The 24,641-nt window shown below is 70.6% G+C and carries 24 protein-coding genes; 10 read left to right on the top strand and 14 right to left on the bottom strand.

Annotated features, from left to right (window positions below; genetic code table 11):
- Positions 1-62: 62 nt before the first annotated feature.
- A complete protein-coding gene (locus tag A3Q40_RS15105) occupies positions 63-1,256 on the bottom strand; it encodes a glycosyltransferase family 4 protein (RefSeq protein WP_068103364.1) in 1,194 nt (397 codons plus the stop codon).
- Positions 1,253-2,317: a glycosyltransferase family 4 protein gene (locus A3Q40_RS15100; RefSeq protein ID WP_068103363.1), complete on the bottom strand. Its 1,065-nt coding sequence runs from the start codon at positions 2,315-2,317 to the stop codon at positions 1,253-1,255. The genes A3Q40_RS15105 and A3Q40_RS15100 overlap by 4 nt, the downstream gene beginning before the upstream one ends.
- A 493-nt stretch (positions 2,318-2,810) precedes the next feature.
- Here A3Q40_RS15100 and A3Q40_RS15095 point away from each other — a divergent pair, with 493 nt between their 5' ends.
- From A3Q40_RS15095 to A3Q40_RS15085, 3 genes are all read left to right on the top strand, one after another.
- Positions 2,811-3,971: a hypothetical protein gene (locus A3Q40_RS15095; RefSeq protein ID WP_157889609.1), complete on the top strand. Its 1,161-nt coding sequence runs from the start codon at positions 2,811-2,813 to the stop codon at positions 3,969-3,971.
- An 85-nt stretch (positions 3,972-4,056) separates the two neighbouring features.
- Positions 4,057-5,037 (top strand): DUF1839 family protein, encoded by a 981-nt coding sequence (locus tag A3Q40_RS15090; RefSeq protein WP_068103359.1) that lies wholly within the window; start codon positions 4,057-4,059, stop codon positions 5,035-5,037.
- On the top strand, positions 5,034-7,457 hold the full coding sequence (locus A3Q40_RS15085) for a glycosyl hydrolase 2 galactose-binding domain-containing protein (protein WP_082833943.1): 2,424 nt from the start codon (positions 5,034-5,036) through the stop codon (positions 7,455-7,457). The genes A3Q40_RS15090 and A3Q40_RS15085 overlap by 4 nt, the downstream gene beginning before the upstream one ends.
- Here A3Q40_RS15085 and A3Q40_RS15080 read toward each other — a convergent pair.
- The 4 genes from A3Q40_RS15080 to A3Q40_RS15065 form a co-directional block, all read right to left on the bottom strand.
- On the bottom strand, positions 7,444-8,397 hold the full coding sequence (locus A3Q40_RS15080; RefSeq protein ID WP_068103357.1) for an amino acid--[acyl-carrier-protein] ligase: 954 nt from the start codon (positions 8,395-8,397) through the stop codon (positions 7,444-7,446). The two genes, A3Q40_RS15085 and A3Q40_RS15080, sit on opposite strands and share 14 nt — an antisense overlap.
- A 1-nt stretch (position 8,398) precedes the next feature.
- Positions 8,399-9,571 (bottom strand): acyl-CoA dehydrogenase family protein, encoded by a 1,173-nt coding sequence (locus A3Q40_RS15075; protein ID WP_068103355.1) that lies wholly within the window; start codon positions 9,569-9,571, stop codon positions 8,399-8,401.
- A gap of 4 nt (positions 9,572-9,575) precedes the next feature.
- The gene (locus A3Q40_RS15070) at positions 9,576-9,833 is read right to left on the bottom strand and encodes an acyl carrier protein (RefSeq protein ID WP_068106353.1); all 258 of its coding nucleotides are present in this window, start codon (positions 9,831-9,833) and stop codon (positions 9,576-9,578) included.
- Positions 9,834-10,021: 188 nt separating this feature from the next.
- Positions 10,022-11,329: a YibE/F family protein gene (locus A3Q40_RS15065; protein WP_235606321.1), complete on the bottom strand. Its 1,308-nt coding sequence runs from the start codon at positions 11,327-11,329 to the stop codon at positions 10,022-10,024.
- 171 nt (positions 11,330-11,500) lie between these two features.
- Here A3Q40_RS15065 and arsB point away from each other — a divergent pair, with 171 nt between their 5' ends.
- Together arsB and A3Q40_RS15055 are read left to right on the top strand one after the other, a co-directional pair.
- Positions 11,501-12,601 (top strand): ACR3 family arsenite efflux transporter, encoded by a 1,101-nt coding sequence (gene arsB, locus A3Q40_RS15060; protein WP_068103352.1) that lies wholly within the window; start codon positions 11,501-11,503, stop codon positions 12,599-12,601.
- A gap of 1 nt (position 12,602) precedes the next feature.
- Positions 12,603-13,013, top strand: a complete 411-nt coding sequence (locus tag A3Q40_RS15055; RefSeq protein ID WP_068103350.1) for an arsenate-mycothiol transferase ArsC — start codon at positions 12,603-12,605, stop codon at positions 13,011-13,013.
- 210 nt (positions 13,014-13,223) lie between these two features.
- Here the strand turns inward: A3Q40_RS15055 and add are convergent, their stop codons facing one another.
- The 7 genes from add to A3Q40_RS15020 form a co-directional block, all read right to left on the bottom strand.
- On the bottom strand, positions 13,224-14,246 hold the full coding sequence (add, locus tag A3Q40_RS15050) for an adenosine deaminase (protein WP_068103348.1): 1,023 nt from the start codon (positions 14,244-14,246) through the stop codon (positions 13,224-13,226).
- Between the two features lie 3 nt (positions 14,247-14,249).
- A complete protein-coding gene (locus A3Q40_RS15045) occupies positions 14,250-15,530 on the bottom strand; it encodes a pyridoxal phosphate-dependent aminotransferase (protein ID WP_068103346.1) in 1,281 nt (426 codons plus the stop codon).
- 61 nt (positions 15,531-15,591) lie between these two features.
- Positions 15,592-16,251 (bottom strand): hypothetical protein, encoded by a 660-nt coding sequence (locus tag A3Q40_RS15040; RefSeq protein WP_069972968.1) that lies wholly within the window; start codon positions 16,249-16,251, stop codon positions 15,592-15,594.
- A complete protein-coding gene (locus tag A3Q40_RS15035; RefSeq protein WP_068103342.1) occupies positions 16,248-16,820 on the bottom strand; it encodes a hypothetical protein in 573 nt (190 codons plus the stop codon). The genes A3Q40_RS15040 and A3Q40_RS15035 overlap by 4 nt, the downstream gene beginning before the upstream one ends.
- Positions 16,821-16,842: 22 nt before the next feature.
- On the bottom strand, positions 16,843-17,115 hold the full coding sequence (locus A3Q40_RS15030) for a DUF4235 domain-containing protein (RefSeq protein WP_068103340.1): 273 nt from the start codon (positions 17,113-17,115) through the stop codon (positions 16,843-16,845).
- Positions 17,112-17,420: a DUF3618 domain-containing protein gene (locus A3Q40_RS15025; RefSeq protein ID WP_068363784.1), complete on the bottom strand. Its 309-nt coding sequence runs from the start codon at positions 17,418-17,420 to the stop codon at positions 17,112-17,114. Before A3Q40_RS15025 ends, A3Q40_RS15030 begins: the two co-directional genes overlap by 4 nt.
- On the bottom strand, positions 17,417-17,854 hold the full coding sequence (locus A3Q40_RS15020; protein ID WP_068103338.1) for a phage holin family protein: 438 nt from the start codon (positions 17,852-17,854) through the stop codon (positions 17,417-17,419). Before A3Q40_RS15020 ends, A3Q40_RS15025 begins: the two co-directional genes overlap by 4 nt.
- 169 nt (positions 17,855-18,023) lie before the next feature.
- Here A3Q40_RS15020 and A3Q40_RS19870 point away from each other — a divergent pair, with 169 nt between their 5' ends.
- The 5 genes from A3Q40_RS19870 to A3Q40_RS15000 are packed head-to-tail and all read left to right on the top strand — an operon-like array spanning position 18,024 to position 20,826.
- Positions 18,024-18,191: a DUF2613 family protein gene (locus A3Q40_RS19870; RefSeq protein ID WP_157889608.1), complete on the top strand. Its 168-nt coding sequence runs from the start codon at positions 18,024-18,026 to the stop codon at positions 18,189-18,191.
- Positions 18,188-19,207 (top strand): DUF3068 domain-containing protein, encoded by a 1,020-nt coding sequence (locus A3Q40_RS15015; RefSeq protein WP_068103337.1) that lies wholly within the window; start codon positions 18,188-18,190, stop codon positions 19,205-19,207. The genes A3Q40_RS19870 and A3Q40_RS15015 overlap by 4 nt, the downstream gene beginning before the upstream one ends.
- A gap of 13 nt (positions 19,208-19,220) precedes the next feature.
- The gene (locus A3Q40_RS15010; RefSeq protein WP_068103335.1) at positions 19,221-19,901 is read left to right on the top strand and encodes an SOS response-associated peptidase; all 681 of its coding nucleotides are present in this window, start codon (positions 19,221-19,223) and stop codon (positions 19,899-19,901) included.
- A complete protein-coding gene (locus A3Q40_RS15005) occupies positions 19,898-20,311 on the top strand; it encodes a hypothetical protein (RefSeq protein ID WP_157889607.1) in 414 nt (137 codons plus the stop codon). Before A3Q40_RS15010 ends, A3Q40_RS15005 begins: the two co-directional genes overlap by 4 nt.
- Before the next feature lie 47 nt (positions 20,312-20,358).
- Positions 20,359-20,826: an SRPBCC family protein gene (locus tag A3Q40_RS15000; RefSeq protein WP_068106345.1), complete on the top strand. Its 468-nt coding sequence runs from the start codon at positions 20,359-20,361 to the stop codon at positions 20,824-20,826.
- 332 nt (positions 20,827-21,158) lie between these two features.
- On the opposite strand, the gene A3Q40_RS14995 is transcribed toward A3Q40_RS15000, so the two are convergent.
- Positions 21,159-24,440, bottom strand: coding sequence for a heterodisulfide reductase-related iron-sulfur binding cluster (locus A3Q40_RS14995; RefSeq protein WP_068103333.1), 3,282 nt, complete (start codon positions 24,438-24,440; stop codon positions 21,159-21,161).
- Between the last annotated feature and the right edge of the window lie 201 nt (positions 24,441-24,641).

Here is a 24,641-nt window from a genome sequence, read left to right as displayed (position 1 = left end):
GACGCCGTGTCTCGGGCGCGCCGGGCTCGGTACGTCCCGTCAGGTCGATGCGGTCGGTGGCGTCATCCCACACGGGATTCTCCCTCCGACTGCGACTCCGACCCGGGCAGCGCGCGCACCGGCGCGGGCCGACCGACGATGCGGGCGAGGAAATCCTCGACGGCACGGGCGGATTCGGCCACGTCGAACTCGGCGGCGCGGGCCGGTGCGGCCTCGGCGAGCCGCGTGCGCAGACCACGGTCCGCGACGAGGCGATCCAACGCCGCGGCGAGGACGGCCGGGTCACCCGAGGGCACGAGCAGGCCGTCGACCCCGTCGCGCACGATCTCGGCGGGTCCGCCCGGTCCCGACGCCACGACGGCGCAGCCGGCCAGCATGCCCTCGACGATCACCTGGCCGAAGGGCTCCGCGGTGAGGGTGCAGTGCACCAGGACGTCGGACCGGCGCATGTACTCGGTGGGATCGTCGACGTGCCCGGTGAAGACGACGGGGACGTCGAGTGTGGCCGCGCGCTCCTCGAGGTCCGCGCGGTACGGCTCCTCACCGAAGAACGTGCCGCCGACGAGGTAGACCCGCTCGGGGCGCGTCGTCATCCGCGCGAGCGCGTCGAGCAGCACCACGTGTCCCTTCCACGGCGTCAGGCGCGCCACGAGGCACAGCACCGTGCGGTCGGGCTCGGCCTGCGCGCGGCGCAGCGGGCTGCGGCCCGTCGGGTCGATGCCCGGGTAGGCGACCACCGACGGGCGGTGACGCGCGGGCAGCGAGTCGAGCGTCGACACGCTGTTGGCGACGAAGCCGGCACAGACCACCCGGCCCAGCAGACGCAGGACGGCGGAGAGCACGGTGCCGAAGTACTCGGCCGAGATGCGATCGTGCGAATGCCACACCAACGGGATGCCGGCACGTCGTGACGCGACGGTGCCCATGAGCAGGGCCTTGGTGGATTCGGCGACGAGCACGTCGGCGCCGCGCCCCCGCGCGAGGCCGCCGACCTCCCAGCCCAACCGGACCAGTCCGGTGACGCCGCGGAGCACCCGCGCCGGGGAGAGGCCGCCGATGGTCACCGTGCGGCTGTCGAACGATCCGTCGACGACGACGGTGTCAATACCGTCGGCCCGGACGCGCTCGACCATGGGGCCGTACTCGGTGAACGCCACGGTGACGTCGGTGTCACGCATCGACCGGACCAGACGGTGCAGGGCGATCTCGGCGCCCGACGGGGCGGCGGTGTGGGCGAGGAACAGGGCCCGGGTCACGACGCCACCTCCCGATACAACTCGACGTGCTCGGCCGCGGCGGAGTCCCAGGAGAAGCGTTCCGCGTGGGCGCGGCATGCCTCGGCGCCGGGCACGACACCGTCGAGAGCGGTGATGAGGCGGGCCGCGAGCGCGTCGCTGTCCCCGGCCGGAACGATCAGCGAGGGGTCCAGACCGGCGACGGCGTCCGGCAGGCCGCCGCAGTCGGTGACCACGGGCGGGCACCCGACGGCGCACGATTCCAGGGCGATCAGCCCGAAGCCCTCGAGCGCGACCGTCGGGACCACCGACACGGTGGCCGCGGCGTAGAGGTTGCGCAGCCGCGCGTCGTCGACGCGACCGAGGAACTCGATGGACGACGACGCCGGCGAGCTCGCGGCGAGCGCGCGCAGCGCACCCTCCTGCGTGCCCTCGCCGACGACGAGCAGCCGGGCGTCGGGATGGGCCGACGCCACCGCCGGCCAGGCCGCGATCAGGCGGTCGATGCCCATGCGGTTCTCGAGTCGACGCACGCACAGCACGGTCGGGCGGTCGGACCCGCGCTCGGCCGGGACGGTGAAGCGCGCGAGGTCGACGCCGGGTGCGATGACGCGGATGCGGTCGGCGTCGACGCCGTAGTCGGTCCGCAACAGCCGGGCGGAGTGCTCGGAGAGGACGACGAATCGATCGATGTCCAGGAAACGCAGCCGCTCCACCCAGTACTTGGCGCGGACCGCGGCGGGACTCTCGCCGGAGGCGGCGCTCTCCGCGGCCCACGGACCGTGGAAGTGCGCGACCGAGGGCAGCCGGCCCCGGCGACCCAGAGCCGGGCGGCCGAACAGGCTGAAGTGACGATCGACGACGGTGGAGGAACTCAGTCCGCGGTCATCGCGGAGCGAGGTCCACACGCGAGCCACCGTGGAGCCGGAGCTGGGCCCCCACGAGTGCCCACCAGCGGCCGCGCTCCCGAAGGCCGACGCGCTGACGCGGGTGTCCGGCCGGGCGTGCAGGGCCTGGAACAGGTCGGTGAAGTACCGGTTGAGCCCGCCCGGAGTGGTGGCGAACCACTCGGCGCCGGTCATGTGGACCTGCACCGTCGAAGTGGCCGTCACGGATGCGGGTGTCATCGGGGTCCATAGCCTTTCCCTCTCGTGGGTGTGCGTGCCCCGGTGGGGGTGCACACGGCGTGTCCGTCCGCACCGCTGTTTCTGTGAGGTGGAACCAGAAGGTGCCTGGTTCCCGCTCGCGAACCAGTCCGATGCGGGCGATGCCGGCAATGTGGTCGCCCCCGTCCGTCGACTTCTGCTCCGGCCCCGCTCGGAGCAGTACGTCCGGGGTATCGGCTGCGCTGCCGATGCCGTCCCACCCGGTCGCGCATCGCACTACCAGGCAGTAAGGTGTGATCCGGTCGTGTTTGTGACTGGAAACGACGGCGCAGTACCCTATTGCTGGCTTTAACATACCGGAAGATTCTTTTGTCCGCCATAACGCTCACGAGGACCGGTTTGCCGATCCGCCGGTGGGTGTCCGTCCGGGAGAGTTGTGAGAGATGACAACGCGAGTGGAGTCGCGCTGATGCGAGAGACGGTCGGTGCGCCGGTCGCCGCGTCGGTGCGTGACGACGCTCGTGACTCTCGTGGCGCCGTCGGCGGTGCCGACTTCCGTGCTGCTGCTCCGGTGCGGACCGGGTGCGCGACCGTGGTGGTGCTCGACTTCGGGCGAACCGGGACCGGCGTGACCGTCGTGGGGGTCGACGAGGACCGGGTGGTCGACGAGGTGCGGTGGCCGTCGCCGAGCGGCGACGCGTGCGACCTGATCGTGCTCGACCATCTGCGTGCGCAGGGCATCCTCGGCCCCCGTGACGGCGACCGCGAGTCGCCGGAGATCCTCACGTTCTGCCGGTCGGTGAAGGAATCGCTGTCGACGTCCACCGCGGCCCGGACCCCGGCGTCCGGTCCGGACGGGCCGGTCACCCTGATCACCCGCGCCGATTTCGAGGACGCTCTCCGGCCGTCGCTGGAGGACCTCGTCGATCGGGTCGCCGCCCTGGTGCGCGACGTCGGTCGGGCCACAGAGGCCGTGGTGCTCACCGGCGGCGGGGCGGCCGTGCCGCTCGTGCGGGCGGTGGTCGAGGAGCGGCTGGCGCCGATCCTGCCGGAGGTGGCGGCGGCCGCCAACGCCGTGCCGGCCGGGCGGGTGGTCGAGGCCTCCCCCGAGTCCTCGCCGGAACCCTCCCCGGAACCCTCCCTGGAACCCGACGTCCCGGCGGTCGAGACCCCGGCACCTGCCGTCGATCGGCCCGCCGCTCCCGATGCTGCTGTGCCAGGTGCCGGTCCCGAGCCCCGCGCGCACGAAGAGCCCGACCGTCGGGACTCCCGGTCGTTCGCGTACTCGGCGGTCGAGACCGCGCCCGTGCAGGACGACGCGGACTGGGACCTGCTCGACGACCCACCGCCCGGCCCGCAGCGCCGCCGCCTGTGGACCGCCGTCCTCGTGGTGGCGTTGATCATCGTCGCGGCCGGTGCCGCCGCCTGGGCGTACCTGGGGACGGCCACGCCGATGGACGGACCGGACGGCGCCGGACCCGCCGCACCGCCCACCGCCACCGTGGCGACCGACCCGCGGGGAACGTCGGTGGCTCCCACCACGGCGGCGAGCGACGAGGACGCCGACGGGGACGGGTTCCCGGACAGCTGGGGCGACGACATCGGGTCCCGGCTCGGTACGGCCAACTGAATCCGGCCGATCCCTCGCGGGATCGGCGCACACACGGTGTCGGGGGACACGACCAACGGTTCGACAGAGGAACGAGGACACGAAGGTGCAGACCACGACCCCCCTCCTGGACGGTCTCGACCCGGGCACGTACCGCCCGCACGCCGTGCACACGACGGACCGCATCTGGTCGGAGACCAATTGCTACGTCGATCTATGGATCGAGGTGTTGCACGCGTCGGGTGTGGATCCGGTGCCGGCCGCGTCGTTCGTCCTCGGCGCCGGGTTCGACGGTCGGCAGTGGGACTTCGTGAAGTACCAGCCGGAGGATCTGCGGCGCCTGCACGGCATCGAGGTGAACGAGATGAACGTGTGGAAGCCGTTCGCGGAGCACCTGATCGAGAACATCGAGGACGGCGTCGCCAGCACCGTGGAGGTGGACGCGTTCCACCTTCCGGACACCGCCGGGGTGTCGTACGGACTGCAGCACACCAAGACCACGGTGGTGCCCACCCGGATCGACCGGGCCGCGCGGGAGATGGACTACTTCCACAACGCCGGCCTGTTCCGGCTGTCCGGGGACGATTTCGATCGCGTTCTCGGCCTGGAGGTTCCGGACGGGGCCGTCGCGCTCCCGCCGTACCTCGAACGCATCACGCTGGAGGGCGGAGTTCTTCGGGTGGACCCGACCGAGGACGACCGCGACCTGGACGTCGCCCGGACGCATCTGCGACGGGCCGGCACGGACAACCCGGTGGCGGGCCTCGCGCAGCGGGTGGTCGACGACGTGGAGTGGATTCGCGAGTCGGGTCCCGACGCGTTCCATCTGTGGTCGTTCGGCACGCTGCGGCAGTGCGGGGCCACGGCCGAGCTCGCAGCCGACGTGGCGGCGTACCTCGAGGGTCGCGGCGTCCAGGGCGCCGGCGCGGCCGCCGAACCGTTCCGTGAGGTCGCGACGGGCGCGAAGTCGGTGCAGTTCCGGATGGCTCGTGCGGCCCGCGGGCGGGCCGTCGATCCGCGAGAGCCGTTGGACGCCATGGCCGTGAAGTGGCAGCAGGCCGTCGACATCCTGCGCGCCGCGCTGTGACCACCGGGTACGGGCCGGTGGCGGCGGACTGGACCGTCTGCCGCACGGACGCCGGTGCGGCCGACGCACCACCCGGCCCGGAGGCGGAGCGCATCCCGGCGCGGGTGCCGGGGACGGTCGCCGAGGCGCTCCGGGACGCGGGTCGCCAGATATCCGACGGCAACGATCTCGGCACCGACGACCTCGACGGCGCCGACTGGTGGTTCGAGACCACGCTGACCGTGCCCGACGTCCCCGGGCGGCTCGTGTTCGACGGGCTCGCCACCGTGTCCGAGGTCTGGGTGGACGGCGTGCTGCGTGCGTCGAGCACCTCGATGTTCGTCCCCGTCGTGGTCGACCTCGCCGACCTGGCCGGCCGGACCGTCGCGGTGGCGGTGTGCTGCCGCGCGCTGTCCCCTCACCTGCGTCGACGACCCCGCGGACGGTGGCGCTCGTCGATGATCGCGCAGCAGGGGCTGCGGTGGGTGCGGACCACGATGCTCGGTCGGGCCCCCGTCTTCGCCGGTGCGCCGGTGCCGGTGGGCCCGTTCCGTGATGTCCGCGTGGTCCCGGCCAGTCCGGACCTGCAGGTGCGCGGCCGAGTGACGCACGGCCGCTGCGAGATTCACGTGACGGGACGCGCGGACTCCGACGTGACGGTCTCGATCGGAGGCGACAGCTACCCGGTGGCCGTGGACGGCTCCGGATCGGTCGACGCCGTGGTCGACGTCGGAGAGCGCGAACGTTGGTGGCCGCACACGCACGGCCGTCCCGCGCTCCACGACGTGGTTCTCGAGTCCGCCGGCACCCGTATCGCGGCGGCGGTCGGATTCCGCTCGGTCGACGTCGATCCGTCCCGGCCGGGGGAACCCCTCCGTCTCAACGACATTCCCGTGTACGCGCGTGGTGGATGCTGGGTTCCGCTGGACCCCGTCTCGCTGCGGACCGATCCGACCGCCCTCGACGCCGCGCTGGACGACGTGATCGCGTCCGGCGGCAACCTGATCCGCCTGACGGGCACCATGGTCTACGAGACGCCGGACTTCCACGCGCGGTGCGCCGAGCGCGGCATCATGGTCTGGCAGGACGTCATGCTCGCCACCGTCGACCCGCCGGACGACGACGTCGTCACCGCGCAGGTGGTCGCGGAGATTCGCGCGGCTCTCGCGGCGTCCGGGCCGGCCACCGTCGTCGTCAGCGGGGGGAGCGAGACCTACCAGCAGCCGACGATGCTCGGTCTCGCCGCCGACGATGCCCGTATTCCGCTGCTGGACAGCGTCATACCGGACCTGCTGGCGTCGTCGTACCCCGATCTGGCGTACGTCCCGTCGTCGCCGTCCGGTGGGGACCTGGCCACGCACGGCCGCGCGGGCGTCGCGCACTGGTTCGGGGTCGGCGGGTACCTCCGGCCGCTGTCCGACGTGCGCACGGCCGGAGTGCGGTTCGCGGCCGAGTCGCTCGCCTTCGCGGTCCCGCCCGAACGTCGCTCGGTGGACGCGCGATTCGGCTCGGCCCACCCCGCCGGGCACGATCCCCGATGGAAGGCCGCGGTGCCGCGGGACCGGGGATCGTCGTGGGACTTCGAGGACGTGCGAGACCACTACGTGCGCACGCTGTTCGGCGTCGAGCCGTCCCTGGTGCGTCGCGACGATCCGGAGCGGTACCTCGACTACGGCCGCGCCGCGGTGTGCGAGGCGACCTCGGCGGTGCTGGGGCACTGGCGGCGTCCGGACTCCGAGTGCGGCGGGGCACTGGTGCTCACGCTGCGGGACCTCATGCCCGGCGCGGGATGGGGTTTCACGGATTCCGACGGTGAGGTCAAGGCTCCGTGGTACGCGATGGCGCGGGTCCATGCGCCCACCACCGTGCTGGTGTCCGACGAGGGGATGGACGGGCTCGCCGTCCACGCCGTCCACGACGGGGCCGATCCACTCCGCGCCGCCGTGACCGTGCGGGCCGTGAGTCGAACGGGGAGCGTGGTCGCCGACGGGACGTGGCCGGTGGACCTACCGGGCCACGGACATGCGAGTACGACCGTGGATGCGGTGCTGGGCCGCTTCACCGACGCGACGCACGCACATCGCTTCGGCCCCCGCGCGGTGGACGCCGTGGTGGTGGACCTGGTGCAGGACGGCGCCGTCCTGGCGCGCTCGGTGACGCTGATCGGCGGACCCGCACTGCCCGTGCAGGATTCGGTAGGGCTGACGGCCGGCGTGGAGCCCGCCGACGACGGCACATGGGTTCTCGAGGTGGCGGCCGAGTCGGCCGCTCAGTACGTGTGCGTCGACGTGGACGGGTTCCGACCGTCGGACAACTGGTTCCACCTGGCGCCGGGTGTTCCGCACACCGTGACCCTCGAGCCCACCGGACGTGCCACCGCGCCGCGAGGGCAAGTCCGGGCGCTGAACAGCCTGACGCGAGGAACGATCAGGCCGGCCTGAGCGCGCTGGGCCAGCGAGTGACGTCGAGGCCGTGGGTACGGAACATGGCCAGGGCGATGCGCTCCATGCCGAATCCGACGCACGCGCTGTGGGCTTCCTCGCCGTCCGCGGTGCGGATGTCGAAGGTGTGGCCGAAGTGCTCGCGGTGGCAGTTGCACGAGACCACGGCGGTGCCCTCGTCGAGGTCGCCGTAGAGCCGCACCACCAGCTCGGTCTTGAGGTTGTCGTTGCGCTGGTTGGCCGCCAGCATGCGCCCGGCCCGTCCGAAGAACGGGTCGTTGGCGATCACCGGTGTGGCCTCGAGGCCGAGGTGATCGAGGACGGACTGCCCGCGCTCGATCCACGACTCGCGGTGCTCCACGGCCTGATCGGGGGTGCCGACCTGAACGAACTCGTGCATCCGGAACGCCTGCATGCGAGCCGGATCCACTGCGGGCTCGTGCCGGAAGCAGTAGCCGTACACGTCCAGCGTGGTCCCGCCGGCGGGCAGATCACCGGTGAGCATGGAGTACGCCGGGTGGCAGGCGGCGGACACCAGCATGGTGCCGGCGGAGCCGAGGAAGTGATCCCAGTCCTCCCCGGCCGACCGTGCCGCGAGCAACTCCGCATGGGCGCGGTTGTCGCCGGTAAAGGTGGTGATGGCCCCGGTGAGGTTGGGGAACGACGCGATGTAGTCCGTCTTCTCGAAGGACTCGCGCGGGAAGACGGGCGGGAACCGGAAGCGCTGTGCCGAGCTGCCGTGGGCCTCACGGCCGGCGGCGCGGACGGCGGTGTCGATGACGTCGATGACGTCCTCGAACACCCCGGAGCGTCCGTAGAGGCCGTCGAGCGAGCTGCGGACCAGCAGGCCGGCGTCGACCAGCTGATCGCGGAACTCGGCACGGGCGAGATCGAGGTCGGACAGATCCGTGCGCGTATCCCTGTCGAGGGTGGAGGTCATGTCAGAGACCCCCGCCCGGCACGCCCTTGTGCACCAGCGTGAGCTGGGCGTTGTGGGCGAGGATCCGCTCGTTGCTCACCATGATGGCCGAGCCGTGGGAGTCGCGGAGGTGGCGGCTCATCCGTAGCTCGCTGTCCTCGCGGTAGCCGGCGATGCCGCAGATCAGCAGCGCGCGGGCGACGATGTCGATGAGCAGGTTCGACGCCGTGACCTTGACCGAGTTGATCGACAAAGCGAATCCGATGGACCCGAGGAACCGGGCGTCGTCGGCATGGGCGTCGAACGTGGTCGCGGCGGTGTGCACGGTGTCGTGCAACTGCTGGTGCACCACCATGAGCTCGGCCAGACGAGCCGCGGCCGGCGGCGTGACGCCCGGCGTCTTGCGGGCCGCCTTCTGCACCGACGTCCGAGCCTTGCGCACCGCGGCGTCGGCGATGCCCGTCCACGCGCCGCCCCACAGGACGTGTGCGGACGGCAGCATGGACTGCGCCGAGATGTCCGCGTAGGGGGCCGGCACCACGTGCTCGGCGGACCCCGTCGCGTGCAGCATGAAGCCGGGGCTGCAGGTGCCGCGGAAGCCCATGGTGTCCCAGGTCCCGGTCTTCTCCAGCGTGAGGTCCTCCCGCAGCGCGGCGACGAGCACCTGGTCGCTGGGGGCGCTGTCGACGGAGCGACGGGCCGTGACCAGGACGACGTCGGCGTACTCGCCGTACGAGATCACCGGCGCGTTCTTGGTGAGGCGGTACCGGTCGCCGTCGTACTCCACGGCGCAGCCGCTGGTCCGCACGTCGCCGCCGATGTTGATCTCGGTGGTGGCCGACGCGACCAGCAACTGCTCGCTCACGATGCGCCCTAGCAGGTCCCTGAGGGCGGGCGAGGACAGCCCGTGGCGCGACAGGCTCATCACCTGCGTGTGGTGCATCGCGAAGATCATGGCGGTCGAGGCGCAAGCGCCGCCGAGCGCGCGTGCGACGCGTGCGAGGTCGGTCAGCGAGTACCCGCCGCCGCCCAGCGAGGCCGGGATCGACGCGGAGAGCAGACCCGCGGCGCGCATGGCCGCCACGGATTCGGCGGGGAAGCGGGCGTCACGGTCGACGGCGTCGGCGTGCTGGGCGGCCACGGCGACGACGTCGTCGACGGACAGCGCGTGCGTGGGGCGTTCGAGGGTGGTCACGGGCCTACTGCTCCAGCGTCGCGAGCGCGTCGGCGATGGCGGTGATGGAAGCGAACGTGGCCTTCTGCAGCAGCTCGTCCGGGAACTCGACGTCGAACTCGTCCTCGAGGGCGATCATGACGTTCACGCTGGCGTGCGAGGTGAGGCCTGCGTCGTACAGATCGTCGTCGTCGGCCACGGCATCGACCGCCACCGGGAGCTTGCCGTGGGTGGCGAGGATCTGCCGGATACGGTCGACGTCCAGTGCGGCGGTAGTGCTCATGCGTCGGTCCTTCACGTGTCGATGGTTTCTGCGGACGGAATCCGTCACGCAGGGTCCCCGAACCCTCAGGAAACAATACACGAGTTTGTTTCGGCATTCATGACGAACCACGAGACTGGATCGGCTCGTGGTTTCTGTGTGCGTCGTTGTTGTGTCGTGGTGAGCCGGGCCATGGTGAGCAGGCCCGATCAGCCGGCCGCGTGACGCCCCGTCGACTTACGGTTTCCCGCCGCACCGCGGCCCTGTGCACCTGCCGCACCGCGGCTCTGTGCACCTGCCGCACCGCGGCGGGGCGGCCGGGCCAGCACCACCGCGATCGCCGTGGTCAGGGGCACGGACAAGGCCAACGCCGTACCGCCGACGCACGATCGAACGATCTCGATGGCCACCGCGTCGCCGGTGATGACGTCGTGAATCGACCGGCCGGCCACCGAGAACAGCAGGAGCAACGGCAGAGCGCCGCCCGCGTACGCCAGCACCAGCGTGTAGACGGTGCTCGCGATGTGGTCGCGGCCGACGCGCATCGCGGAGGCGAAGATGGACCGCCGGGTCGCGTCGGGATCGAGCGAGGCCAGTTCGAACGCGGCCGACGCCTGGGTGATGGTGACGTCGTTCAGCACGCCGAGCGAGCCGATGATGAAGCCGGCCAGCAGCAGCCCGGTGATGGAGACGTGGTCGAGGTAGGCCTGGACGTCGGTGTTCTGTTCCTCGGACAGCCCGGTCACCGATGTCAGACGGATCGCGCCCTCGGACAGGACGGCGGCGATGCCCATCGACACGACCGTGCCGAGCAGGGCCGACGACGTCCGCAGGTTGGGTCCGTGCGCCAGGTACAGGACGCCGTACAGGATCACGGTGCCGCCGACGAGCGCGACGAGGATGGCCGATCGCCCGTCGAGAATGGCCGGGAGGACGAAGACGACCAGCACGCCCAGCGCGATGCCCAGACCGATCAATGCGCGCAGTCCGCGCCAGCGCGCGACGACGCAGATGACGACGGCGAAGATCGCCGCGACGAGGGCGAGCGGAAGGGTGCGGGAGTAGTCGTCGAAGGCGTAGATCGCGGTGCCGGTGTCGTCGGTGCCGCGGACCAGCCGGATCTCTTCGCCGACCCGCAGATCCGGAGTGCCCGGTCCCGGCGTGATCTCGAGGAGGGTGCGCGTGCCCTCATTGGTACCCGTGTCGATGGTGACGATGCTTCTGCGACAGTCGAATCCGGACACCGTGGGCGGGGTGGGCGAGCTTGCGAACACGCGGCCGTTGGACGGACTGCCGCACGGTCCGATGTCCTGGGACACCACGGTGCCGTACTCCGTGGTGACGGCACCGCCGGTGGAGCTCTGGAACGGGGCGGGGACCGCGACGTCCCGTCCGCTCGGCCAGAGCAGGATCATGCCGACGACGGCGGCGAGTCCGATGACGGTGAGCAGTCCGACGACGACCCGGGCGGCGGTGCGCCCGATGGGGGCCGGGCCGGAGAAGTGATCGTGGCTCACGGGGGGAGCCTAGTGCGGAGCGCAGCGGAGCCAGAGTCGGCGGTGCGGAGCGCAGCGGAGCAGATTGTGCGGTGCGGAGCGCAGCGGAGCAGATTGTGCGGTGCGGAGCGCAGCGGGGCCGAAGAGGTAGCCGTGTCACTATCGAGGGATGGACGCGACGGTGGGAACGCGATGACCCGGGCGATCGAGAACCCCGCCGTGGTCGGGAAGTTGTCGACCCTCGACCGGTATCTCCCGGTGTGGATCGGTGTCGCGATGGCCGCCGGTCTGCTCCTCGGCAAGAACATCCCGGGACTCGGCGACGCCCTGTCCGCGGTCGAGATCGACGGCATCTCCCTGCCGATCGCGCTGGGCCTGTTGATCATGATGTATCCGGTGCTGGCGAAGGTCCGCTACGACCGCCTGGACACCGTCACCGGCGACCGCCGGCTTCTTGCCGGGTCACTGGCGCTCAACTGGATCGTCGGACCGGCGCTGATGTTCGCGCTGGCCTGGGCGTTTCTCCCGGACCTGCCCGAGTATCGGACCGGCCTGATCATTGTCGGCCTCGCCCGATGCATCGCCATGGTGATCATCTGGAACGATCTCGCCTGCGGCGATCGCGAGGCCGCCGCGGTCCTGGTGGCGATCAATTCGGTGTTCCAGGTGGTCATGTTCGCCGTGCTCGGCTGGTTCTACCTCTCCATCCTGCCCGGGTGGCTGGGACTCGAGCAGGCCACCATCGACACCTCCGCGTGGCAGATCGCGAAGTCGGTCCTGATCTTCCTCGGCATCCCCCTGCTCGCCGGGTTCCTGACGCGCCGCTACGGCGAGAAGGCCAGGGGGCGTGAGTGGTACGAACAGACCGTCCTCCCCCGCATCGGCCCGTGGGCCCTGTACGGGCTGCTGTTCACCATCGTGGTCCTGTTCGCCCTGCAGGGGGAGCAGATCACGTCGAACCCGGTCGACGTCGTGCGCATCGCGATCCCGCTGCTGGTGTACTTCGCCCTGATGTGGGGCGGCGGATATCTCCTCGGCGCAGCGATGGGCCTCGGGTACCAGCGCACCACCACCCTCGCGTTCACCGCCGCCGGCAACAACTTCGAGCTCGCCATCGCCGTGGCCATCGCCACGTACGGCGCCACCTCCGGACAAGCCCTCGCCGGGGTCGTCGGCCCGTTGATCGAGGTGCCGGTGCTGGTCGGCCTCGTCTACGTTTCCCTCGCCCTTCGGCCTCGGTTCACCCCGCGCCACCCCGAGACAGCCGCTCGGGCGGCTGCGAAGGAGTCATGACATGACCGCCACACCGTCCGTGCTGTTCGTGTGCGTGAAGAACGGCGGCAAGTCCCAGATGGCCGCCGGGCTGATGCGCGCTGCCGCCGGCGACACCGTCGACGTGCACTCCGCCGGTACGAGCCCCGGGACGGCCGTCAACGCCCTGTCCGCCGAGGTGCTGCTCGAGGTCGGTGTCGACATCACCGCCGAAAGCCCGACACCGATCGATGCGCAACTGCTCCGCGACGTCGACCTGGTCGTCACTCTGGGCCGCGAGGCCCGGATCGACCCGGACGCCGGGGTTCGGGTCGAGAACTGGGACACCGACGAGCCGTCGGAGCGGGGAATCGAGGGCATCGACCGCATGCGGCTCGTCCGCGACGACATCGCCGCCCGCGTCACCGAACTCGCTGCTCGTCTGAGGGGCTGAACGCCGGAACGGCACGAGAGCCGAGAGACGAAAGCAGGTGGCGGGAGAGCAGGGGGGGTGTCTCCCGCCACCGAACCGTGCGACCCGCCGGGGGGGTGGGGGGCCGAGCGGCGCTTTCGGAATCCCGAAGGACTCGTTGACCAATCTACCCCTGCAGTCAGAGTCCAATCGTCACGGGGGTGCAAAGAATGGCCATCGTGTTGTGACCTGTCACACAGTCGGGGCGGGAACGGCCTCCAACGCTGCACGAATGCGGGCACGGGTCGCCGGATCCGCGAACGACGCGTCCACAGCCGTCCGCGCGGCGGCCCGCAGCGCCTCCGCGTCCAGGCCGAGACGATGGGCCGCCAGGTACTCCCGGGTGAGATCGGTGCCGAACATCGACGGGTCGTCGCTGTTGATCGTGACCGGGACGCCCGCCGCCACCAACCGGGGCAACGGATGGTCCTCGAGTCGCTCGACCACCCGGGTGCAGAGGTTCGACGTCGGTGACACGTCCACGGCGATTCCCCGGTCGGCCAGGTAGGCCATCAGGTCGGGGTCGGCGGCCGCGGCGATGCCGTGGCCGATGCGGTCGGCGCCGAGGTCGTGCAGCGCCGACCACACCTGCTCCGGCCCGCCCGTTTCCCCCGCATGGGGGATCGAGTGCAGCCCCTGCGCACGGGCGCGCGCGAACACGTCGCGGAACGGCGCGCGCGGAACCTCGATGCCGCCGATACCGAACCCGACGATCGACTCCGTCCGGTGCGCGAGCACCGCGTCCAACGTCCGATCCGCAGCCTCGATTCCGAAGTCACCGGGGAAGTCCGGAATCCACCGCGCGACGATGCCGGACTCGGCCTCCGCGCGTCGTCGCCCATCCTCGAGGCCCTCGAACACCGCGGCGGCGTCGACACCGCGCATGAGGTGACCGAACAGGCTGACGTGCATCTCCGTATACGGCACGCCGTGGGTCGCGAGCTCGGTCAGGCTGTCGTACGCCAGGCGGGCGAAGTCCTCGGCATCGCGCAGCACCCCGATCGAGGTCAGGTACACCTCGATGAAGTGCGCGAAATCGCGAAAGGTGAACCAGCGCCGCAGATCCTCCTCGGTGCGCGGGATCTCCGGGATGTCGTGGCGGTCGGCCAACGCCTTGGCCGTGCTCGGCCACATCGACCCCTCGAGGTGGACGTGCAACTCCACCGTCGGCAGCGCCCGCACGAACTCCTCGATCGTGCGCGGTGCGTCCGCCATCCGCTACTGCCGGTACGAGGCGAGGAAGTTGCCGAACCGCTCGATCGCCGTCGACAGGTCCCGCGCCCACGGCAGGGTCACGATGCGGATGTGGTCGTGGGCCGGCCAGTTGAAGCCGGTGCCCTGCACCACCAGGATCTTCTCCTGCAGCAACAGGTCCTGGACCAATTTCTCGTCGTCGTGGATGTCGTGCACCTCGGGGTCGAGGCGAGGGAACGCGTACAGCGCGCCCCGCGGCTTCACGCAACTGACGCCGGGGATCTCGTTGAGCTTCGACCACGCGACGTCGCGCTGCTCGAGGAGGCGTCCACCGGGCAGGATCAAGTCCTCGATGCTCTGATGGCCGCCGAGTGCCACCTGAATAGCATGCTGCGCAGGCACGTTCGGGCACAGACGGGTCGACGCCAGGAGGTTCACACCCTCGAGGAACCCGGCGGCGTGCTTTTTCGGCCCGGTGATCGCGAGCCACCCGGCGCGATATCCCGCCACCCGGTACGCCTTCGACAGCCCGTTGAAGGTCAGGCACAACAGGTCCGGCGCCACCGACGCCAGCGAGACGTGCTGAGCGTCGTCGTAGAGGATCTTGTCGTAGATCTCGTCCGCGAGCAGCAGGAGGCTGTGCTTGCGCGCCAGATTCGCGATGCCCTCCAACACCTCTCGCGAGTACACCGCACCCGTGGGGTTGTTCGGGTTGATCACCAGCAACGCCTTGGTGCGCGGCGTGATCTTGGATTCGATGTCGGCCAGGTCGGGATTCCAGCCGTTGTCCTCGTCGCAGATGTAGTGCACGGCCTTCCCGCCGGACAGCGTCGTCATGGCTGTCCACAGCGGGTAGTCCGGTGCCGGGATCAGCACCTCGTCGCCGTCGTCGAGGAGCGCCTGCATCGTCATCGTGATGAGCTCCGAGACGCCGTTGCCCAGGTAGATGTCGTCGACGTCCAACTCGGGGAAGCCGTCGACCAGCTCGTACCGGGTCACGATGGCTCGGCGGGCGGACATGATGCCCTTGGACTCGGAATAGCCCTGTGCGTAGGGCAGGGCCGCGATCATGTCGCGGACGATGACGTCGGGTGCCTCGAAGCCGAACGGCGCCGGATTGCCGATGTTCAGCTTGAGGATGCGGTGGCCCTCGGCCTCGAGCCGGGCGGCGTGGGCGTGCACGGGTCCGCGGATCTCGTAGAGAACGTTCTGCAGCTTGACCGACTGGTCCAGCCGACGCGTGGCGTTCTGCCGCCCTGCGGAGGTGTCGAGGTCGCGCGAATCCGTTGTGCTCACGCCGTCCATACTGACACCGGACCCGCCGGAAGTGGACTGCCCGGGTGGGGACCACTTCCGGCGGGTGGGCTCAGTCGTCCTTCGCGGCGGCCTTGCTCGCCTCGGCGACGTCGTCCAGACGCTCGGCGTCCTCGCGCTTGGCCTCGGCCTCCTCGAGCTTGCGGGCGGCCTCGTCCAACTCCGCCTGGCGAGGCTCCTTCTTCTCCTCCTCGCGGCGCTCGACCTCCGCGAGCTTCGCCTCCCGCTCGGCCTCGGCGGCCTCGATGCGACGGTCGGCGATCTCGTCGGCCCGCTCCTTGCGGTCCTCGAGGCGCGCCGCGGCCTGCTTGCCGGCCTGCACCTCGGCGTCGATCTCGTGGTCCGCGGCGGCCTCCTGTTCGGCCTCGGCCTTCTTCCGCGCCGTCGTCGCGTCGGCGGTGGCGGCGTCGACGCGCTGCTGCGTGCGACGGGCCGCGTCGGCACGCTCCTTGCGGGCGCGCGCTTCGAGCTCGGTCGCCTTGGCCAGCTCGGCCGCGGCGGTGCGCATCTTCTCCCCGCGGCGGGCGAGGTCCGAGTCACCGAGGAGGGCGCCGACCGTGCCGTCGAGACTGCCGACGACCTGCTCGTAGGTCGATCGCACCTGCCCCTGGCCGTCGAGCCTGCTGACCACCGTCGCCTCGAACACCTGGAGCGGCAGTCGGGCGATGTTGTACTGCAGTCGCAACACCCGGCGCGGCAACGACATGCTCACTGCTGATCTCCGTTCGTCTCGAGGTCGCGCTCCGCCTGCGCGGCGCGTTCCCGGGCCTCCGCTGCCTCGCGCTCGAGGGCGTCGGCCTTGTCCAGGGACTCGTCGTAGTCCTCACGAGCGGCCGAGATCTCGTCCGCCGCAGCGTTCTCCGCGGCGCGACGGGAGGCGTCGGCCTCCGCCATCCGGCGCTCGGCCTGCGTCTCGGCCGCGATCCGCGCTTCCTTCGCGCACCGCATCGCGTCGGCTTCGGCCTCCTGATGCTGCCGTAGCCGATCGTTCTGCGCCGCAGCCTCGTTGGCGTCGGTGCGGTCCTCGACGTTCTGGCGGGCGACATCCGCCTCGGCCTCGGTGGAGGCGATGTCCTGCTCCGCCTCCTCGATCTCGAGCGACGCGGCCGTCTCGTCGGCCTCGGCCTCGCGGCGCTTCTCGGCCTCGGCCTGCTGCAGACGGCCGCGATCGGCCAGATCGTCGTTGTCGACGATCGCGCCGGCGACCTCCTTGACCCGGCCGGCCACCTTGTCCACCAGATCGCGTCGTGCGCTGGATGCGGCGCCGTCGTCGTCACTCATCGTCTGTGCCCCTTCTCTCGTCTCACTTCGGATCGGTGTTCGCCAGTGCGCGAAAACCCTTGGCGCCCGCTCGATCCACGCCGGCCTTGACCAGCCCGAAGACCAACCCGTGCAGGGCGGCGGCGATCAGCACCTCGCGATTGGTACGGGAGAGGTCCTTCGGATCGGGCATCTCGGCGTCGTTCTCGCCGACCCGCTTGTAGATCTGGTTGAACAGCTGCCCGGCGAGCACGCCACCGAGAATGCTGGTGGCCAGGGACAGGGGCTTGTAGAAGGCCTTCGAGGTCGCGCTCATCCCAGCAAGCTCCGTTCCCGACGCGTGCGTCGACGACGGATCACGAACACCAGCAGCAGGGCCGCCGCGACGCCCGCGAGCGAGATGCCGGCGGTCTGCGGGTTCTCCTTGACGGCGCTGACGCCCTCACGGGCGAGGTCCTGCGCCTTCTCCGTCTGCTCGCGGGTGGCTGCGGACACCCGCGCCGGGACGTCGACCTTGGCGGCGAGGGCCTCGACGGTCTGCGCCAGTTCCTCGCGCTGCTGCTCCACCGGGGGCGGAGTGTCCTCGGGCAGAGCGTGTTTCGGTTCTCTGGACTCGGTCACGAGTGCTGTCCCTTCCGGGCTGCGTTCACGGTGTCGACGTCACGCTGCACGCTCGCCACCGTGGCGGCGGGCGCGGGCGGGACGGCGTTCTTGGCCTTCGACGCCCCCACGGCGGCGAGGATCCCGCCGACGACGAGGAGTGCGGCAGCGACGATCAACGCCGCCAGCCAGGGGTCGAGTGCGGTCGCGAGGCCGAGCACGGCCGTCGCGACCAGGGTCGCGGTGCCCAGGAAGAGCAGAAGGGCACCGGCACCGGAGATGCCGATACCGACGCCGAGCTTGGTGCCCTTCGACTTGACCTCGTCGAGAGCATTGCCGACCTCGGTCCGCACCAGGGTGCTGACCTGCGTGGTGAGCCGCTCCACCAGCTGGACCGTCGACAGGTCCGCGGGGGAGCGATCGGGATGGGATCGATCGTCGGGCGCTGGATGCATCTGCCCGAGGTACCCGTGACCCGGGTGGGTGAAACGACGGCGTCCAGAGTTCACCGTCGTTCTCGCTGACGGATCACACGTGCTCGCACGCACCCGGCCGGTGTCCTGAATGGGACAGTCGGACGGTCGTCCGGGAGGGCCGGGTGCCGGTTGTCGGGGGAGGAACAGGATGCGGGTGATCGTCGCGGCCGCGCTCAGCGTGGTCGTCGGAGGAGCGGTGGGCGTGGGTGCGGTGGTGGGCTTGACGTCGGCCGCCGCCGACGACGTCCGCCCTGCCGCCGCGGTCGGCGTGGACCCCGCCGCCTCCCCTGGCGTCGTCGACTACGGCTCTCGATGAGACTCGGCGCGGCGTGCGCGCTGCTGCTGGTGGGCGCGTTCGCGGCCACGGTGGCCGTCCTCCTGCCCACCTACGTCTCCGACCGTCTGGCTCGGACGCCGCTCGACATCCGGACCACCACGGTGGCCGAGACGCCGCCGGGTCTCGGAGGCGACGTCCTCGACACGGCGTCGATCGCCGGACCCGGCCCGCTGACGGTGTCCACCGGTGTCCCGCTCTCGGTTCGGCGCGCCATCACGGTCGAGGAACCGTCCGACGCCGACCGCGTGACGTTCCAGGGTGCGTCGCAGGTGCGTCGTGGCGACCGGCCGGAGGAGACGTCGTTGCTCACCGCCTCGGTGGACCGGGTGACGCTGGATCGACGCTCCGGACTGCCCGTCGAGCCGGCCGGCACCCTGCAGACCACCGCGGACGCGCCCGCGCAACCGGTGCCGAGAACCGGCTTGCAGCAACGCTTTCCGTTCGGCACCGAGAAGAGGACCTACTCCGTCTACGACGCCACCTCCCAGACCAGCTTCCCCGCCGAGTTCGTGGAGGAGACCGTGGTGGACGGAGTGACCGTGTACCACTTCCGGTCCGTGATCGAGCGCTACGACCTTCGCCGGACCACCACTTCGCCCATCAACACCGTGACGTTGCCGGCGGCCAAGTGGGGCCTGGGCGGTGACGAGCCCGTCACGATGACGCGGTGGTACTCCAACACCCGGGAGATCTACGTCGAACCACGCAGCGGCAGCCTGGTCGGCGGCGCCGAGCAGCCGTACCAGTACTTCGCCCGCGATGCCGCGCGACCCGAGGTGACCGTGCTGAAGGCGTCGTTCGCCCTGACCGAGGCGGGGCGCGTCGAACAGCTCAGCCGGGCGCGGGACGCCGCGCAGAAGCTCGAACTGCTCGGGCGCGCACCGGTGATCGCGGCCGTTGTCGCCGTCGTGGCGCTGGGCGGCGGTACCGTCCTGGCCGTCTCCGCGGCGCGCGGACGGGGCGATGCGTCCGTGCGCACTGCTCCCTCGGGGTAGCAGAATCGGGGGCATGTGTGGTCGCTACGCCAGTACCCGATCCGACGACGACCTGTCGTCGCTGTTCGACGCCGTCGTCCGCCTCGGTGACCCGCCGGAGCCGTCGTACAACGTGGCGCCGACCGATCCGGTGCGCATCGTCCTCGACCGTGACGACGACCGTCAGCTCCGCACTGTCCGGTGGGGACTCGTGCCGTCGTGGGCCAAGGACAAGAAGATCGCCAGCCGACTGATCAACGCGCGGTCGGAGACCGTGACCGAGAAGCCCGCGTTCCGCAAGGCGGCCGCGAAGCGGCGGTGCCTGATCCCCGCCGACGGCTACTACGAGTGGGAGAAGCGCGAGGGTGCGAAGGTCCCGCACTTCCTGCACACCGACGGCGTGCTGGCCATGGCCGGGCTCTACGAACTCTGGCCGGACCCGTCGCTGGACGACGACGACCCGAACAAGTGGTTCTGGTCCACCACCGTTCTGACCACCACGGCCACCGACACCCTCGGCCACATCCACGATCGGTCGCCGGTTGTGGTGCCGGGCGACCTGTGGTCGGCCTGGCTCGACCCCGGGCTCACCGACCTCGCCGGCGTGGCCGACCTGCTGCAGTCGATCCCCGAGCCGCACCTGACGCCCTACGAAGTGTCGACGGCCGTCAACAGCGTGCGCAACAACGGTCCGGAGCTGGTGGCGCCGGTGTGAACGCCGGGGAGGCCCTCCTGGTGGCGGGAATGCTGCACCTCGGTTTCCAGGCAACCGTCACGGGCGTCGTGTACCCGGCGTTGGCGGAGGTCGACGACGAAAGGTGGCCGCGGGCGCACGATGCGCACTCCCGTCGCATCACCCGACTGGTCGCGCCGGTCTACGTGCTGCTCGCGGGTGCGTGCCTGTGGGTGCTAATCGCCGGACCGCACGACACGCTGCTGCTCGTCGCCGTGGCCGGCGCCGCCGTCTCCGGCGTCACCACGATGGCCGTCGCCGCACCCACGCACGGTCGGCTGGGGCGTGGCCGGACGTCGGCGGCGGTCCGTCGGTTGCTGATCGCCGATGCGGTGCGGCTGGTCGGGGCCGTGGTGTGCGCGGGGTGTGCGTTGGCGTGGTTCGTCGGCTGAGGGTCGTTCGGCGGAGCGACGCCGCGGCGGTGGGCATACTCGCAGGCGTGACTTCGTTCGAGCATTCCGATTCCGTCGTCGTCGAGACGACACCCGACGCGCTGTACGCCCTGGTCTCCGACGTCACCCGCACCGGGGAGTGGAGCCCGATCTGCCAGGCCTGCTGGTGGAACGACGACGCCGAGGCCGGCCGGGTCGGGGCGACGTTCACCGGGCGCAACGTCACCCCGGACCGCACCTGGGAGACCGTGTCCACGGTGACGGCGGCCGAGCCCGGGCGCGAGTTCGGCTGGGTGGTGGCCGGGAAGGTCGTGCGGTGGGCCTACACCCTCGAACCGGTGGGGGACGGCTCGACCCGGCTGACGGAATCGTGGCACTTCACGCCCGAGGGCATCGAGTTCTTCCACGACAAGTACGGCGACGACGCCGAACGGGAAATCGCGGCCCGCCGCGACGCGGCCCACGACGGCATCCCGCGCACCCTCGCCGCGATCAAGCGCATCGCCGAGTCCTGACGGGCGGGCGTCAGCGTCCGGAGGTCGGGGCGATCGACGGGATCCCGGCGCTCGACGCGAGTTGTGGGCAGATGCGCCCGGTCCGGTGCGAGTTTCGCCGCATTATTCAGCCGAGTTCTGCGGATTCGCCGGATCGGGGCGGATCGTGTGGCATTACTCGCGCGGCCTGAGGTCGTGGTGCGTTGACGTCGGGTGGGGCGGCATGCCCGAGTGCACACGAGTCGGTCGGATCGCCGGGATCCCGTCCGTATGGGCGACTCGTGTGCAGTGGCGCAGGCCCCGAACGCCGAACACCCCCTGCCCGACGTACAGGGGGTGTTCGGTGAGTGGGGTCAGGACTTGCGGCCCGGGGCCTTCGCGCCCGACTTGAAGCCCAACCCGCCGGCCTTCGGCTGCGGGGGAGCGGGGCGCTCAGAGCCGTTGGACTCCGTGCCGTTGGACTCCGAGCCGTTGGACTTGGAGCCGTTCGACTCGGCCGCACCGTTCGACTCGGCGGCACCGTTCGATTCCGCGGCCGGTTCGGGCTCGTCGGCCGGTTCCGGCGTGGCTGCGGGCTCGGGCTTCGGTGCGGCAGCCGCACCGGGAGCCTTCGCGCCGGGCTTCTTGTAGCCCGACTTCACCGCGAGCCCCTTGGCCTTGACCGTGGGCTTGACCTCGGCGGGCGCCGCGGGCGCCTCGGAGGTCGGTGCCTCGGCTGCGGGTGCTTCGGGAGCAGTGGCCTCGGGTGCCGGTGCCGCTGCCTCCGCCGGGGCAGCCGGAGCCGCCGAACCCGGAGCCTTCGCGCCCGGCTTCTTGAACCCGGACTTCACCGCGAGACCCTTGGCCTTGACGGTCGGCTTGACCTCGGTGGCACCGGACTCGGGAGCGCCCGACTCGGAAGCGCCCGACTCGGCCGGGGCCGATGCGGGAGCCTCCGTCTCGGCGGGAGCCGCCGCCTCGGCCGGCTTGCCCGGTGCCTTCGCACCCGGCGGGCGACCCTTGACCTGCAGACCCTTCGCACCCGGAGCCTTCGCTTTCCCGGCCATACCCAGCCCCTTGGGCTTGGCGGCGGGGGCGGCGGGAGCGGCAGAGGCATCGGTGGCGTCGTCACCGTCGGCGTTGGGCGATTCGGCGGGCTTCGCCGAGCCCGGGGCCTTCGCTCCCGGAGCCTTCGCGCCGGGTGCCTTGGCCAGGCCCTTCATCTTGAGGCCCTTGCCCGAGGCGGTGGCGGGCGGGGTCGCGCCCTCCGCGGCGGCCTCGACCTCGGACACGCGGCCCTTCTCCTCGGCCGCGGCCTTGTCCTCGGTGGCGACGGAGTCGGCCTTCGGGGTCTCCACCGGCTCCTCGGCGGGAACGACCTTCGGCTTGGCGCGCGGAATCACCTTGACGTTCTCCCCGAGCTGCTTCGGCTCGAGGCGGGTGATGGAGCTGAGCAGCATCTGCGAGACGTCGATGACCTCGACGTTCTCGTTGGTGCCGCCCTCCTGACGGGCGGTGACGCCGTCGTTGAGCATGACGCGGCAGAACGGGCAGCCCGTGGCGATCTTCGACGGCGCGGCGCCGTTCGAGCCGAGGGTGTCCAGCGCCTCGTCGACACGGTCGATGTTGATGCGCTTGCCGATCTTCTCTTCCATCCACATGCGCGCACCGCCGGCGCCACAGCACATGGAGCGCTCGCCGTGACGCGGCATCTCCTTGAGCGTGGAGCCGGACGCCGCCATGAGCTCGCGCGGCGCGTCGTACACCTTGTTGTGGCGGCCGAGGAAGCACGGATCGTGATAGGTCACGTCCTCTTCGACGGTGGCGACCGGGATCAGCTTCTTGGCCCGGACCAGGCGGTTCAGCAGCTGGGTGTGGTGGACCACCTCGTACTTACCACCCACCTGCGGGTACTCGTTGCCGAGCGCGTTGAAGCAGTGCGCGCAGGTGACGACGATCTTCCGACGCGATTCCTCGACACCCTCGAACACGGAGTTCAGGGTCTCGATGTTCTGCATCGCGAGCTGCTGGAACAGGAACTCGTTGCCGGCACGACGGGCGGAGTCACCGGTGCAGGTCTCCTCCGCGCCGAGCACCATGAACTTCACGCCGGCGGTGGCGAGGAGTTCGGCGACGGCCTTGGTGGTCTTCTTGGCGCGGTCCTCGTAGGCGCCGGCGCAGCCGACCCAGAAGAGGTACTCGTAATCCTCGAAGGTCTCGGCGTCCTGACCGAAGACGGGGACGTCGAACTCGAGCTCGGAGATCCAGTTGGTGCGGGCGGAGGCGTTCTGGCCCCACGGGTTGCCCTTGTTTTCCAGGTTCTTGAACAGGCCGGCGAGCTCCTGCGGGAACTCGGACTCGATCAGGACCTGGTAGCGACGCATGTCGAGGATGTGGTCGACGTGCTCGATGTCGACGGGGCACTGCTCCACGCACGCACCGCAGTTGGTGCAGCTCCACAGCACCTCGGGGTCGATGATGCCGCCGAGGCCGCCGTCGTCGAGGGTGGTCTCGCCGACCAGGGGCCGCTCGGCCTCGTCCCGCGCGGACTGCGGGATCTTGTTCAGCTTGGCCTCGTCCGGCTTGCCGTCGGCGTCGACCAGGCCGACCTCGTCGCCGCCCATGTCCTTGCGGCCACCGGCCAGCAGGTAGGGGGCCTTGGCGTTGCCGTGATCGCGCAGCGACGTGATGAGCAGCTTCGGCGAGAGCGGCTTGCCGGTGTTCCACGCGGGGCACTGCGACTGGCAGCGACCGCACTCGGTGCAGGTGGTGAAGTCGAGCCAGCCCTTCCAGGAGAAGTCCTCGATCTTGCCCGCACCGAACGCGTCGACATCGGGGTCGGCGTCCTCCATCTCGAGGACCTTGCCGCCGGACATCATGGGCTTGGCGGCACCGAGCGCGACGCCGCCGTCGTCCTCACGCTTGAAGTAGATGTTGAAGAAGGCACTGAAGCGGTGCCAGGCGACGCCCCAGGTGATGTTCCGGCCCACGATGAGCAGCCACACCATGCCGGACATCAGCTTGACGAAGGCGAAGACGGACACCAGGTTCGGGCTCGCGGGCAGCAGCTCGGCGAGACGCATGGTGAAGAAGTCGGTCCACGGGTTCGAGTGGCCGTAGGTGGCGATCTTGCCGGCCTTCACGAAGATCATGCCGAGGCCCTCGATGAGGACGACGGCTTCGACGAAGTACGCCGCACGGAAGTTCGAGCCGGAGAACCGGGACAACCGTTCGGGGGAGCGCGGGTGGTTGCGCTGGCGGATGATGATCAGGGTGGTGATTCCGATGACGGTGCCCAGGCCCAGCAGCTCGTCGATCAGGTGGTAGACGGCGGTGTCACCGATCAGCGGCCAGTGGAATTCCGGGTTGAACGTCTGCCCGTAGGCCTCGAACCAAACGATCGCGCCGAGCATGAAGCCGATCATCACCAGCCAGTGCGCCCAGCCGACGGAGCGGAACTTGTTCATCCGCGTGTGCGCGGCGAACTCCACCACCATCTGCTTGAAGCGGGGGACGAACGGACGCAGGCGCGTCCGGTCCGGTTGGCCCAGCGCGATCGAGCGCACCATCAGGATGGCGCCGCGGAAGAAGTACGCCCAACACACGATGCTGAGCAGCGCACCCACGGTGCCCAGCGTGATCGTCAACGCGTTCATGACGCCGCCTTTCGTTCGACGGCGGGGCCGCCGTCGTGTTCTCCCGACCGATCGCGTGTCGACGCGAGGTGCTGTCTCGCGACGTGCGTTCGGTGGGCGTTCGCTACCGAAGAGTAACAAGCCCGAGGCTACCGGCCGGTAACTTCTCGGTCGAGAGGGGTTCTCGCTGGTGAGGTTCGTGGACCACGCCCGACGAGAGTG

This window comes from Rhodococcus sp. PBTS 1 (assembly GCF_001620025.1).
GTDB classification, from domain to species: Bacteria; Actinomycetota; Actinomycetes; order Mycobacteriales; family Mycobacteriaceae; genus Rhodococcoides; species Rhodococcoides kroppenstedtii.
This window is presented reverse-complemented; position numbering and strand designations above follow the sequence as displayed.

Coding starts and splice junctions, on each gene's coding strand:
- A3Q40_RS15100 (WP_068103363.1), bottom strand. CDS start 2,317: ATGACCGGCGCCGAGTGGTTCGCCACCACTCCGGGCGGGCTCAACCGG.
- A3Q40_RS15095 (WP_157889609.1), top strand. CDS start 2,811: ATGCGAGAGACGGTCGGTGCGCCGGTCGCCGCGTCGGTGCGTGACGAC.
- A3Q40_RS15080 (WP_068103357.1), bottom strand. CDS start 8,397: ATGACCTCCACCCTCGACAGGGATACGCGCACGGATCTGTCCGACCTC.
- A3Q40_RS15070 (WP_068106353.1), bottom strand. CDS start 9,833: ATGAGCACTACCGCCGCACTGGACGTCGACCGTATCCGGCAGATCCTC.
- arsB (WP_068103352.1), top strand. CDS start 11,501: ATGACCCGGGCGATCGAGAACCCCGCCGTGGTCGGGAAGTTGTCGACC.
- A3Q40_RS15055 (WP_068103350.1), top strand. CDS start 12,603: ATGACCGCCACACCGTCCGTGCTGTTCGTGTGCGTGAAGAACGGCGGC.
- add (WP_068103348.1), bottom strand. CDS start 14,246: ATGGCGGACGCACCGCGCACGATCGAGGAGTTCGTGCGGGCGCTGCCG.
- A3Q40_RS15045 (WP_068103346.1), bottom strand. CDS start 15,530: ATGGACGGCGTGAGCACAACGGATTCGCGCGACCTCGACACCTCCGCA.
- A3Q40_RS15035 (WP_068103342.1), bottom strand. CDS start 16,820: ATGAGTGACGACGACGGCGCCGCATCCAGCGCACGACGCGATCTGGTG.
- A3Q40_RS15030 (WP_068103340.1), bottom strand. CDS start 17,115: ATGAGCGCGACCTCGAAGGCCTTCTACAAGCCCCTGTCCCTGGCCACC.
- A3Q40_RS15020 (WP_068103338.1), bottom strand. CDS start 17,854: ATGCATCCAGCGCCCGACGATCGATCCCATCCCGATCGCTCCCCCGCG.
- A3Q40_RS19870 (WP_157889608.1), top strand. CDS start 18,024: ATGCGGGTGATCGTCGCGGCCGCGCTCAGCGTGGTCGTCGGAGGAGCG.
- A3Q40_RS15015 (WP_068103337.1), top strand. CDS start 18,188: ATGAGACTCGGCGCGGCGTGCGCGCTGCTGCTGGTGGGCGCGTTCGCG.
- A3Q40_RS15010 (WP_068103335.1), top strand. CDS start 19,221: ATGTGTGGTCGCTACGCCAGTACCCGATCCGACGACGACCTGTCGTCG.
- A3Q40_RS14995 (WP_068103333.1), bottom strand. CDS start 24,440: ATGAACGCGTTGACGATCACGCTGGGCACCGTGGGTGCGCTGCTCAGC.